The sequence below is a fragment of the Bacillus marinisedimentorum genome (genome assembly GCF_001644195.2).
Classification (GTDB): Bacteria; Bacillota; Bacilli; order Bacillales; family Bacillaceae_O; genus Bacillus_BL; species Bacillus_BL marinisedimentorum.
The window spans coordinates 111,766-124,674 of record NZ_LWBL02000013.1; the positions used below are offsets into that span (position 1 = coordinate 111,766).

The following is a 12,909-nucleotide window of genomic DNA, read 5'->3' on the forward strand; positions in this document are numbered from 1 at the left end:
TTCATACCTCCGATTATTTGGAAGCTTTTTTATCAGCAGAATACTCATGTACAAATTTGGTCAGTTTTTGCAACGTTTCAACCTTCACCTGCGGGAAGATGCCGTGACCGAGGTTGAAAATGTAACCGGGATCTTTCATGCCTTCGTCAAGGATTTCTTTCGCTTTTTCCTCAATAACAGGCCACGGTGCCAGCAGCAAGGCCGGGTCAAGGTTGCCCTGCAATGTTTTGGTCATCCCCATGGAGCGGGCTTCTGAAATCGGCAGGCGCCAGTCAAGGCCGACAACATCAAGCGGCAGGTCATGCCAGTCCATCGCAAGGTGGCCTGCTCCGACTCCAAACATGATGAGTGGAACGTCTTCTTCCCTTAAACTGGAGAAGATCCGCTCCATTACTGGTTTTACATACTTGCGGTAGTCCTGCTGGTTCAATGCACCGACCCATGAATCAAAAATCTGGATTGCCTGTGCCCCCGCCTTGATTTGGGCCTTCACATAATCGATGACCATATCGCCCAGTTTTTCCATCAACAGGTTCCATCCCTCAGGATCTGTATACATGAATGCTTTTGTTTTGTAATAGTTTTTGGAAGGGCCGCCTTCAATCATGTAGCTCGCCAGTGTAAAAGGGGCGCCGCTGAAGCTGATCAATGGAACCGATAATTGTTCACGGAGCAGCTTGATCGTATCCAGGACGTATGGCACATCCTGCTCCGGCTTGATCGTGCCGAGCCGTTCAACGTCTGCCTTTGAGGAGATCGGATTGCTGATGACCGGGCCGATTCCCGACTTGATTTCAACATCGATTCCGATGGCCGGCAGCGGAGTCATAATATCTTTATAAAGGATAGCCGCATCAACGCCATGCTGTTCGACCGGCAGCCTCGTCACATAAGCGCATAACTCGGGCTGATGGGTTATTTCAAAAAGGGAGTATTTCTTCTTGATCTCGCGGTATTCAGGCTGATAGCGTCCTGCCTGTCTCATATACCAGACCGGAACATGGTCTGTTTCTTCTCCGCGGCATGCTTTTAAAAACGCATCATTAAATGGTTTGGTCGTCATGACATCACACCTCTCTATTATGTAGGCTCTGTCCGAGCTGAATCTTGATATATATGCGCCGTCAAAATCGAGCGCTTTTCATACCTGCCAGGGGCTTTCCGGAGTCTCGCACACCCGTGCCGATCGATCTGTCTATGATCAGAAAATAGTGTCCAATATTATTATAAAAACAGCATTTTTTCCGCACGCAGGTGAATTATATCATAAATCCGCATCTCAAATCATATCTTGAGCCGTTTGTCCATCTAATAGACAAAAAACACCAAACGCATAGTGCATTCGGTGTTTTGCCTCAGAAAAAAACAGCTGAAAACATCCCGTCAAGGAAACCGGTAACCGCTGGGATCACCCGGTTGAAAATGGGCTGAATCGTATAGCGATACAGCGGCGTTATAATGAGAAACAGAAAAATGATGATACCGAAGGATTCATATTGTGTCAGCTTTGCCCGAATATCCGGCGGCGACAAGTCTTCAACGATCCGATATCCGTCAAGCGGCGGAAACGGGAGCAGGTTAAAGACGAATAAGATGACATTCAAATAGATGAACGTATTTAAAAATTGATACAAGATATCAGAGACAGCTGCTGACAGGGTCTCCTCGAGGCCGGTCACAATCATTGAATACCAGAGTACAAACCCCATTGCGGCAAGGAACAGGTTGCTGAGGGGCCCGGCAGCCGACACAAGTATTCCGGAAAGGCGGGGTTTTTTAAAATAAAACCGATTGACCGGAACAGGACGCGCCCACCCGAATCCTGCTATCAAGATCATAATCGTCCCGAATAAATCAAGATGGGCGAACGGCGACAATGTCAGCCTGCCCTGGTCCTTCGCAGTCGGGTCGCCGAACTTGTAAGCGACATACGCATGGGAAAATTCATGGACCGAAAAGGCGATTGCAAGTGTGATTAAAAGATAAGGTAAATCCTCCAGGTCAAAAAAGAAAAAATCCATAACTGCCCCACCTTTTCATTCTCAAATTCATGATTACGTTCACCAGATTTTGTCCCTCAGTTCGCCGAGCCTGCTGCCTCCCCACCTTGGATCAAAATATTTTGGAACAGCTTCATTAGAAGGTTTTCCTTCTGAATCGGTCAGTTTATTATAAGGAACCACAATATAGGCGGGCGGGTCAAAGACATTGACATTTTTAACTGTAAAATCACCCGACCCTGTCACAGTCCCCACTTTATTTCTGGTACCGCCTTTCACTTCATATATATGATAGACAACACGCTCATCATCAGCCGGCGTCCATGACAGTTCTGCAGTAAACAGGCTCAGGGCTTTAAATGACATATCAACTGTGAGGTCATCGATTTCCGGAAGCTTGATCGGATTCTCAAGATCATCTACACCATCAGGCTTTGAAAATGCTGTTTCCCTTTTCACACCGCCATCCGTGAGGATTTTCTTGAAGAGGACCGCTGCGTAGGAACTGCCTTCTTTCAAGTGCTGGTCTTTATTGGTTTTATCATACCCCATCCAAAGTGCTCCTGTTACACGAGGGGTGTATCCGGCGAACCAGGCATCCGCCGCAGCACCTTCCACTCCCGAAAATGAGGTGGTGCCCGTTTTGCCGGCAAGCGCCCCATCATATGAACCCTTCCGCGCAGTCCCTTCCTCGACAACGGATGAAAGCATGCGCGTCATGTACCAGGCTGTCTGTTTTGAAAACACTTTGTTCGTTTCAGGATCAGCCTCTCCAAGTTTTTCGCCGTCGCGATTATAAATTTCGAGAATGAAGAACGGTTCAATCGCTTCGCCCTCTGCCGGAAAAGCCCGGTAGGCACCGGCTAGCTGCAGCGGCGTGACGCCTTCGTTAAGCCCTCCAAGAGCGATGGCAAGCCCTTCATCAGGAACAGGCATCGCCGCTTTCTCGAGGTACTTTTTCCCTGTATCGATGCCGATTTCATTCATCGTCCATACGGCGGGTGCATTGTCTGAATGGACGATGGCGTCATACATCGATATTTCGCCGTCATATTGGCTATCATAGTTTTCGGGTGTGTACTTCCCGTACGTCTTTTTTTCATCAACAAGCATGCTGTATGGTCCGAATTTGCCCTCCTCGATGGCCGGCCCATAAACGGCGAGCGGTTTCAGCGCCGATCCGGGCTGGCGTTTCACCACCGCTCGGTTCAGTCCTTTATGGACATAATTGCGGCCGCCTATGACAGACAATACACCGCCGGTTTTATTATCAAGCAGGACGAATGAACCCTGTACATGTTCATCTGATCCAGGAAAGTACTTTTCTTCTTGAAAAAGCTTATAAGCGGTCCTTTGAATTTTTTCATCCATCGGCACTTTAATCGAATAGCCGCCGGTCATCACTTCTTCATAAGATAAGTGATACTTTTCATTCGCTTCTTTTAATACCATATCAATATAAGAAGTATAGGACGCATCCTGTCTTTCTTTAAGCCCGGATACAGAAATCGTCTTTCCCTGGCTGCGGACGGCCTGCTCTGGTTCAATGTAGCCGTGCTTTTCCATCAGGGCCAGAACAAGATCGCGCCGTTCTTTGCTTTTTTCGGGGTGATTGACAGGCGAATACGTCGACGGTGCTTTTGGAAGCCCGGCCAGCAACGCACCTTCATCGACTGTCAGCTCCGATATATCCTTATCAAAATAGAGCTTTGCGGCAGACTGGATCCCATATGCGCCATGACCGAAATAAATCTGGTTCAAATACATTTCCAGCAGTTTTTCCTTACTGTAATTGCGCTCAAGATTAATGGCAATGACAGCCTCTTTCGTTTTGCGCAGTAATGTCTTTTCATGTGAGAGAAACACATTCTTGGCAAGCTGCTGGGTGATCGTACTGCCGCCTTCCACCTTCTGGCCGGCTAGAATATCCTTATACAGCGCTCTCATGATCGCCTGGGCGTCAATGCCCGGATGATCATAAAACCTTGAATCTTCCACAGCTATGAATGCATGCTGCACATGCTTTGGAATATCATTTATATGAACGAGTTCCCGATTGACAGAATAGATTTTCGTAATGCGGTTCCCTTTTGAGTCAACAATTTCAGAGGTGGAGTCCATGACGAGCTTTTTGTCGTCAATGACGTACTCCCCGGCTAAAATGATGATGATGTAACCGGCCAGACCCAGCAATAGGGCTGATGCGGCAAACACAGCACCGATTAAGACTTTTCTCATCATGCTGTTCCTACTCCTTTAAATTGTTAATTACCGGTTTTGTTATCCGGCAGGTCCAAAAGTGCAAGGCGCCCGCTTAGCGGCGTACGCATAAGCGGGAGTACCCGCAGGAAGGTGATCTTTCCTTCCGGAGGGGATCACCGCTTATGACGATAGCCGCTGGCGCCTGGAGCTGGATGACTCCCTTCTCGCTTTTTATCTACAATGCAAAAAACTTATAATGTCCTTAACATCAAGAAAAGCAGGCACTCCGGCAAAACACAAATCCAGATGCCTAAAATAAGAATACACTCCATCTTATCTTATTTTCGACAACTTTTGAACTATTATGTTCAGTTTATCAGGGTTTTCGCCCTCTTAAAAAAGGTAAACTAATAAGAGACTACGTGAAGGAGGATAAAATGTGGACAAACTTCATATTACCCATGGCACTTATCCATTTTTGAAAAAGATGAAGGAACAAAATGAACAAGAGTCGATGCTTCTCCTTTTGAAAGACACCGGTGCGGTCTTGCTTCATGAAACCGGGGGAAATACGCTGTTTAAAGGCGGTTATTCATATGACATATTTGCGTCAAAGGGAGAGCTTTCTGCAGGAAAATTTGCCGTACTCGCCCATTTTCCGGTCCGGGATGAAGGCCGTCCGCTTTTTGAAGACGAGGTGAGCCAGAAAGCCGATGCGGTCATGAAGGAGGATGCCCTTCTTGCCGTGCGCGGGCTCAGGCCTTTAAAAGGGGATACGTATATTGTAGTTACTGTATGGAAAACGGAAGGGGCGTATACAACCTGGTCAGCGCAGGACCCTGATTTCCCGCTTGCAAAAGAGGATAAGTCGGTATTGAAAAGTCCTGTTTATTCCTCTGAATATGTCATACCGAAATCGAATTGAAAGGACGGGATGCAACCAGCTAAGCAATTGTTTCCCAGTAAAAAACATATCAAATGTCATACTAATCAGCAGACCAAATCTCTTATGTTTTGGTCTTTTCTTTTTCCTTATAAGTTTCAAGTGAATTGTAATTTTATATTACTAACTCAAGGTATGAAGAAGGTTCAGGTCACAGTGAGTTTGACCGAAGAAAAGCTGATGTCGCCCTTGTGCCTATGCTGAAAGCGAGTACCTGCAACGGAAATCAACACTAGCGTTTAACAGAGCCGATTTTTTAAACCGCAAAAATGACAGCAGGTTATTCTGGAGATTGCGGGGAGGCTCAGCGCCGTCCCCGCTGAAAGCCAGCAGCAGCCAGACCCGTCCGATTTCAAGTTCACGTGTTCCTTGTGATATTATGCCGGTTGGCATACACTGCAGCCTGCGTTCTGTCCTGGACTTCCAGCTTGCTCAAAATATGGCTTACATGCGTTTTCACGGTTTTGATCCCAATGAATAATTCATTACAAATTTCCTGATTTGTCATCCCTTCTCCGAGACACTGCAAGACTTCTAACTCCCTTCTGGTTAGCTGTTCATGGAGCGTTTTCTGCTGAGAGGAACGAAACCGGTTCATCATCGTTGTAGCCGCCCGCGCCTCAATAACAGATTCACCGTCAACAGCTTTTTTTATCGCGTCCATAATGTCCTCGGCCTTGGCCGTCTTCAACAAGTAACTGAATGCACCTGCTTCAATTGCAGGAATGACTTGTTCTTCATCATAAAAGCTTGTGATGATGATGATTTTGCATTCAGGTGCAAAAGTCATGATCTCTTTTGTAGCTTCGACCCCCGTCCCGTTTTCCATCAGCAGATCCATCAGCACGACATCCGGCCGCTGCTCCTTTACAAGCTGTACCGCTTCCCGTCCGCTCGAGCCTTCACCGGCGATTTCAAAATCCGGCTCTGTCATCAAGTAGGAAAGCAGGCCTTTCCTGACCATATCATGGTCATCCACGACCGCTATCCGAATCGGCTTCCCCATATTCCTTTTCCTCCTTTACCGGTACCCGGATTGTTAAATATGTTCCCTGCCCCTTTTGGGATTTCAGGCTGACAGACGCACCGATTTCTTCGGCCCGTTCCTGCATCGTTTTTAGACCATAGGATGTTTTTCTTTCCATCTGAAAGTCAAATCCTTTTCCGTCATCGCTTATGTATATGTATAAATGTTTTTGCTGCAATGCCGCTTCCAATTTGACCACCTGTGCTTCCGCATGTCGCAGGACGTTGGAAAGAAACTCCTGAATGATTCTGAACAGATGATCCTCGACTCCCCTTGAGAGCCTGGGCTGTCTGCCAAGACTGACCTGAAAATCGATGGTGCATTTCGCCTTCAGTTCACCGATCAGTTTTTCGAGTCCATCCCAAAGCGTATCCCCGCTCAGATGGACTGGCCGCAGGTGCAGCATGAGAGCGCGCATTTCCACCTGGGCCTGCGCGGCCATATCCGAAATCTGCTGCAATTGTTCTTTTGCCTTTTGTCCATCCATATCATAAATCCGGAGAGCAGCAGATGACATCATGCTTAAAGCGAACAGCTGCTGGCTTACCGCATCATGAAGATCACGGGCGAGCCGCTGCCGCTCTTCAATCGTGGCTGCTTTGTGTGCTTCTTCCGCGAGCTCAGCCTTTTCATCCGCCAGCCGCTGCAGCGATTGCACCTGGCTGTCGATCCTTTCAGCAAGACCATTTAATTCAACGGACATGCGGCCGATTTCATCACTCCGATCCTGTTCCATGCGCCTCGAAAGATTTCCCCTTGAGAGGACAGTGATAAAAGTGGACAGTTTCTCCAAACGGTCTTTCAGCGGCTGGCTGCTTGTGTATCCTGCATACATGCCCGACACCAGTGCTGCGATGAAAACCAAACCCGTCAGCCACAAAATGGCTGAAAGCCCAAGGGGATTGGCCGGCATGAACAGTAAAGCGAACTGCAGCCCAACAAAAAATAAGATGCCGGTCCCCATCGCGGCAAAGACATGCATACGTAAAATGTGATAGCGGATACTGGCTATTTTTTTCAGCATACACTCCGCCCCTTCCTATACCCTGTCAATCCGGATATCACCGGCCTTCAACTTGACCCGGAACGTCAGCTTTCTCGTAGCTTCATCGTAACCTGGTGTTTTGAAATTGTAATCCCGGTTCACACCATCGGTACTTTGACCGAGTACCTTTATGCTTCCGGCTTTAACATGTGCATCAACTGCAAACTCAAGTTCCTCAGGAATCAGGATTTTTACATCGCCGACCCATCCTGAAATTTTGATGGGGATTTCTTTGTCCGGCAAAAAACCTTTTGTGAAATCAAGATGATAGTCTCCAACAGCATTCCAGACATTCATCGGCTCCACTGGCCAGTTTGGCGAATCATACTTTATATCACCGATTGGGAAACCGCCTGCATCCGTATTTTCATATATGCCACCTTTATTAAAAAACAGCTTGATGCCCAAATAAACGAGCAGCAGCGGCCAAAGTTTCCATACCATGCCGAACGTGAACGAAATCACATCAAGCCGGTCAAGCATGAGCAGCATCCCCAGGGATAGGAACAGGAGTCCCCAGAACCAGCTTCCGCCTGATTTGCGCATTACCCGCACGAGTGAACTCAATCCAATCGCAATAAAGATGACCGGATAAAAGAATATGAGAAGCTCTCTTATTTCCACTGTTAAAATGCCGATATTCACGAGCAGCAGCAGCACTCCGAATCCGATTAAAGTGAAAGCTGCGAATAATTTACCAATTGATAGTCCGCCCATTTTAATCTCCCTCTTTCCGCCTATATACAAATTCCGCATCGGTCTTCATTTTCCTGTTTAATCATATGTGAATATGCGGAGTTCCTTCAGGCTGAATGACAGAATGGAAACGATGCAGACTGCCAGGCCGGCAAAAAAAATGATAGAACCAATTCCGGCCCCAGCTCCGATTATGAGAGAGGTGACCAAATACGAGACTGGCACCAGCCCGGTGGCTACCGTCATTAACAGACTCATAACCCTGCCAAGCATACGCGGGTCTGTCTTCGACTGGACAACGGTCAAAATCGGTATATTGACTACCTGCATCAAAATGCCGATGACAAATAATAATGGAACCGCAAACAGCAGCGACGGGACAACGCCCAACAGTGTAAAAAGCGCAGTTTGAACCAACAAGGCATACAACACGAGCAGCCCCGGCCTTTTTACAGATTTCATCACAGTCATCAGCAAAGCGCCGCCAAGCGCACCAATGCCGAACGCCATTTCCATCGCCGTCAGCCCGAGTGCATTCTCCTGATATACGTCTTTTACCAGCAGCGGAATGCCCATTGAAAGCGGCCCGGTAATGAAAAAATTCAGCAGGAATGCCATCGACATGACTGACAGCAGTAAGTTGTTCTGTTTAACGTAATTGAATCCTAGTTTTATATCATGAAATATGCCTTTCTTCGATTCTGGAGTCCCTTCCTCTTGTACCAGTTTAATCCTTGCCACTGTCCAGGCGGCAATAACGAGTATGACAGCTGCAACAGTGAAAATCCCTTTAAACCCGATTGTCACGATAAGCGTTCCACCTGCAGCCGGCCCGATGATCGGGCTTAACTGCTGTGTCATCTGCAGTGTGCCGTTCCCGCGCTGCAGCGATTCTTTCGGCAATATTTCAGCAACCAGCGAATTCATGCTTGGATGCGAAAACGCGTCGGATATGCCAAAAAAGACCGATAACACGATGAGATGCCAGGCGGCAGCTGCATCAAGCCAGACAAGTACAAGTAAAACGGACACCAGAAAAGCCCTGGACAAATCTGATATGAATAAAATGGTCCGCTTGTTGAGCCGATCTGCCGCCGCTCCGCCGTACATCATAAAAATCAGCCTTGGTATAGATGCGGCGACAAACAGCATACCGAAATAAAAACGGTTCCCCGTAATGGAAAGCATAAGCCACTCACTGCCAATCAAATATACATAGTATCCCGGAGAAGAAAACAGCGCACCGATAAACAGATATAAAAAATTACGATCGGCAAATGGGTTTTCCTTCTTTGCAGTGATGGGATCTAACCTTGACACCGCCTGTTCCTGCTTCATTCGATGCCCACCTTCCTTTTCATATTTAGTTCCTCATGCTTTTATTTTATCGGTACGATCCCCTGCCAGATACGAACCAGAGTCGGGAAAAACCTCCGTCTAGAGACGGATTTCTGCAAGAGCGACCATCACAGGAGCCCTATCCAGTGCATATCCTGCAATAGGTGAATGCCTCATTTGCCATAGTGAAAGGAAGGGGTACCATGGAAGTAATTGCTTTAACATCCCTGCATTGGATTTATGTCAGTTTCATCTTACTGATCATCGGTTTTATGTTATTCAGGAGAGATACCACGCTCGTTTGCATCACCGGCATCTTTCTTCTTGCCCTGACAGCCACCGGTTCGCTGAGCGGAGCAGTCAGCGGCGTTTTCAATAGTTTCATCTATGCTATCACTGAACTGCTTTCTACGATTCTGGTCATCTCGATCATTGTGGCCATGAGCAATACTCTTACGAAAACAGGAATCAATGATGTCATGGTTTCACCGTTCACAAGGCTGATGCGGACTCCGGCACTCGCTTACTGGACAATCGGAATTTTGATGATGGTCATTTCATGGTTTTTCTGGCCTTCCCCGGCAGTCGCACTGCTCGGAGCCGTTCTTCTGCCAGCAGCCATCCGTGCGGGACTGCCGGCACTCGGTGCGGCAATGGCAATGAACCTGTTCGGCCACGGCATCGCCCTGTCAGGTGATTTTATTATTCAGGCAGCGCCGAAACTGACTGCCGATGCTGCAGGCCTTCCTGTAGGTGAAGTCATTCAGGCAAGCATCCCGCTTGTTTTCATAATGGGTGCCGTCACCACTGTATCTGCTTTTTATTTTTTGCGGAAAGATATGAAAAAAGGGGTGCTGAAGGCTGGAATCCATGAGCTGGAGACGACAAGGGGGCAGGACCGGGAAACCGTCCGCACGTTATCCGATTCTGCCAAAAAGTTCTTCGCTGTCCTGGTGCCTGTCCTTTTTCTCCTCGATGTTGCGGCAATGTTCTTTCTCAATTTGCAGGGCGGTGATGCGACTTCACTTGTCGGCGGAACCGCAATCTTAATCCTTGTTTTGATTTCACTTGCTGCCCATAAAAATAAAGGTCTTGAAGAAGTGACAAATTACTTGATCAAAGGCTTCCAATTCGGATTCAAAGTATTCGGCCCTGTCATTCCGATTGCCGCCTTCTTCTACCTGGGCGATGCAGGTTTCACTGCAACCATCGGCGATTATTTGCCGAAAGCGTCACAGGGGATTGTCAATGACCTTGGAGCGGCCCTTGCCGAAAATGTGCCAATGAACGCGCCGGTCGGAGCGGTCACCCTGACTACTGTAGGTGCCATTACCGGGCTTGACGGTTCAGGCTTTTCCGGAATTTCGCTGGCAGGTTCCATCGCCCACTTGTTTTCGCTGGCCATCGGGTCTGGTGCCGCTGTATTGACAGCCCTCGGCCAGATTTCAGCCATCTGGGTCGGAGGCGGCACCCTAGTTCCATGGGCATTGATACCTGCTGCAGCAATTTGCGGTGTCGATCCATTCGAACTGGCAAGACGCAATCTGCCTCCAGTTTTGATCGGTCTTGTTGTGACGACGATTGCAGCGATGTTTTTAATCTGAATAGCTCTCGTTCCGGAATAAAGCGTTTCATGGCATCGGAAAACGTCAGCTTCATCCACTTTTGGTTTCCATCCTGACATTTATGTTGAAGTGACAAACGTTTCTACATTGATATTTGTATATAAAAAAGCAAAAACTCGCCACATGATTGGCGAGTTTTCTTTGGGTAAGTTCTGGTCCCAATTTAACTGAAGCCACCCCTTACCTGAAAGCGAATAGACTATTCTGGAGTTCTCCCCTTTCTTCCGCTGCAGGCATTCGATTCCTCGGAATGCAGGGAAGCTCCTCGGCTCAGTATCCATAGTCAGCTGAATAGGCTTGGTGTAGGTGCTGAATCATGATTCAGTGCGCTTAATCAGCTGGATAAGCTTAGTATAGTCACTGAATCTTCATTCAGTGCAGATAATCAGCTGAATTGGCCTTAGTATGTGCACTGAAGCATCATTCAGTGCACATACTAAGCTAAATATCCAATGCAGGACGCACGGAATCCAGTATTCCCAAATACCAAAACAAAACCGGCCCTCAATCAGGACCGGTATCACTGCTTATCCCTTTTCTTGCAAAAGCTTCTTCGATTCTTCAATAAATGCCGGAATGTCAGCCGGATTGCGGCTTGAAACAAAGTTGCGGTCGACGACCACCTCTTCGTCAAACACATTAGCACCTGCATATTTCAAATCGGTCTGAATGGACTTGTACCCGGTCACATTACGGCCTCTCAGCACCTCTGCTGTTATAAGCAGCTGCGGCCCATGGCAGATCATCAGCACCGGTTTCTCTTTATATACAAAGTGCCTGGCGAAATCGACGTACCTTTCATCAGCGCGGAGCTGGTCAGGGGAGAACCCGCCCGGAATAAGAAGAGCATCGAAATCACACGGGGAGGCATTATCAATGGATGAATCGGCTGTCGCTGTCACCTTCCCCTGCTTTCCTTTTAGTTCTTCATCTTGCTGTTTGCTGATCACTGTTATAATATGGCCCTCTTCCTTGAGCGCCTCCACTGGTTTTTCATATTCGACATCTTCAAAATAAGGAGCAAGCAATACTGCGACTTTACTCATTTTACCGTCCTCCCATTGTAAAAAATTCTTCCTTTATTTGTTACCACTATGCTGATTGGAATAAACTCCAGGTCCGTTTTAAATAACTGAAAAAGGGTATCTTTACTAGTGGAGACAAAATTATTTAGGAGAGTGATTTTGTAATGGATCAAAAAATGAAAGAATTAATTGACGGACTCAACGAAGACCTGGCGAATGAATATGCCGCAACGATCATGTATACGTATAATGCCGCTGTCGTTTCCGGAATCCACCGCCAATCATTAAAGCCATTCTTTGAAAGCGAAATTCCGGATGAGCAGGGACATGCCCTTTATCTTTCTGAAAAGATCAAAACATTGGGCGGAACCCCGACGACAACTCCGAAAGAAGTAAAACAGGTAACGGAAGTAAAAGAAATGCTGGAGCAAGCATTTAATGCAGAAAAAGACACGATCGACCGTTATGAAGAACGCAAAAAGCAAGCTTCAGAACTTGGCTTGACCGAACTCGTTGTAAAGCTTGAAGACATGATTGCAGATGAAACGACTCATAAGGAAGAAATGGAGCGAATCCTGAACGATCCGTTGTTCAAATAATTGTTTCTTTAGAAACGCCCGCCAGTAAGAAGGCGGGCTTTTTTGTATGGAAATTGTGAGTTGAGTTTTATTGTTGATCCTCCGAAAAACGGTTCTTTTTCCATACAGCACATGCAAGCATTGGCCGAAAATGGAAGAGTGAAGCCCTGGAAATGTTCCTTAAGAAACTATATCTGGCGCTTTATGTGGTGCAGAATGGTGAAAGTGAATTGAAGGAAAGGAACAAAATATAGGCTCGCCTGACTCTTTCCCGTCCTATATTCTGAGCGGACCTGCATTACAGGCACGCAACACTGTTTTTTGTGCCTATATTCAAAGCTGAACCTACATTATAGGCACGCAACACCCTTTCCCGTGCCTATATTCAGAGCCGAACCTGCATTACAGGCACGCCTGACTCTTTCCCGTA

11 protein-coding genes are annotated in these 12,909 nt (G+C 47.2%); 3 read left to right on the forward strand and 8 right to left on the reverse strand.

Annotated features, from left to right (window positions below):
* Window positions 1-13: 13 nt before the first annotated feature.
* The 3 genes from hemE to A4U59_RS04095 all read right to left on the reverse strand — a co-directional run bounded on the left by hemE (window position 14) and on the right by A4U59_RS04095 (window position 4,241).
* A complete protein-coding gene (hemE, locus tag A4U59_RS04085) occupies window positions 14-1,063 on the reverse strand; it encodes a uroporphyrinogen decarboxylase (RefSeq protein WP_070119939.1) in 1,050 nt (349 codons plus the stop codon).
* A gap of 292 nt (window positions 1,064-1,355) precedes the next feature.
* Window positions 1,356-2,021 (reverse strand): site-2 protease family protein, encoded by a 666-nt coding sequence (locus A4U59_RS04090; RefSeq protein ID WP_070119941.1) that lies wholly within the window; start codon window positions 2,019-2,021, stop codon window positions 1,356-1,358.
* A gap of 39 nt (window positions 2,022-2,060) precedes the next feature.
* Window positions 2,061-4,241 (reverse strand): transglycosylase domain-containing protein, encoded by a 2,181-nt coding sequence (locus A4U59_RS04095; RefSeq protein ID WP_070119943.1) that lies wholly within the window; start codon window positions 4,239-4,241, stop codon window positions 2,061-2,063.
* Between the two features lie 400 nt (window positions 4,242-4,641).
* On the opposite strand from A4U59_RS04095, the gene A4U59_RS04100 reads away from it, so the two are divergent.
* Entirely contained in the window at window positions 4,642-5,127 is a 486-nt protein-coding gene (locus A4U59_RS04100; protein ID WP_070119945.1) for an antibiotic biosynthesis monooxygenase family protein, read from the forward strand.
* Between the two features lie 376 nt (window positions 5,128-5,503).
* Here A4U59_RS04100 and A4U59_RS04105 read toward each other — a convergent pair whose 3' ends face one another.
* From A4U59_RS04105 to A4U59_RS04120, 4 genes are read right to left on the reverse strand one after another with little or no spacing between them, the layout of a single operon-like run.
* A complete protein-coding gene (locus A4U59_RS04105) occupies window positions 5,504-6,151 on the reverse strand; it encodes a response regulator (RefSeq protein WP_070119947.1) in 648 nt (215 codons plus the stop codon).
* Entirely contained in the window at window positions 6,117-7,196 is a 1,080-nt protein-coding gene (locus A4U59_RS04110; protein ID WP_070119948.1) for a sensor histidine kinase, read from the reverse strand. The genes A4U59_RS04105 and A4U59_RS04110 overlap by 35 nt, the downstream gene beginning before the upstream one ends.
* A 15-nt stretch (window positions 7,197-7,211) precedes the next feature.
* Window positions 7,212-7,973: a cell wall-active antibiotics response protein LiaF gene (gene liaF, locus A4U59_RS04115; protein ID WP_083270647.1), complete on the reverse strand. Its 762-nt coding sequence runs from the start codon at window positions 7,971-7,973 to the stop codon at window positions 7,212-7,214.
* Between the two features lie 18 nt (window positions 7,974-7,991).
* Window positions 7,992-9,251: an MFS transporter gene (locus tag A4U59_RS04120; RefSeq protein WP_070119952.1), complete on the reverse strand. Its 1,260-nt coding sequence runs from the start codon at window positions 9,249-9,251 to the stop codon at window positions 7,992-7,994.
* Between the two features lie 203 nt (window positions 9,252-9,454).
* Here A4U59_RS04120 and A4U59_RS04125 point away from each other — a divergent pair, with 203 nt between their 5' ends.
* Complete coding sequence (locus tag A4U59_RS04125; RefSeq protein ID WP_070119954.1) at window positions 9,455-10,855, forward strand: hypothetical protein; 1,401 nt, start codon at window positions 9,455-9,457, stop codon at window positions 10,853-10,855.
* Window positions 10,856-11,403: 548 nt separating this feature from the next.
* Here A4U59_RS04125 and A4U59_RS04130 read toward each other — a convergent pair.
* A complete protein-coding gene (locus tag A4U59_RS04130) occupies window positions 11,404-11,922 on the reverse strand; it encodes a type 1 glutamine amidotransferase domain-containing protein (protein WP_070119956.1) in 519 nt (172 codons plus the stop codon).
* A gap of 143 nt (window positions 11,923-12,065) precedes the next feature.
* Here A4U59_RS04130 and A4U59_RS04135 point away from each other — a divergent pair, with 143 nt between their 5' ends.
* Window positions 12,066-12,500, forward strand: coding sequence for a ferritin-like domain-containing protein (locus tag A4U59_RS04135; RefSeq protein WP_070119958.1), 435 nt, complete (start codon window positions 12,066-12,068; stop codon window positions 12,498-12,500).
* Window positions 12,501-12,909 lie beyond the last annotated feature (409 nt).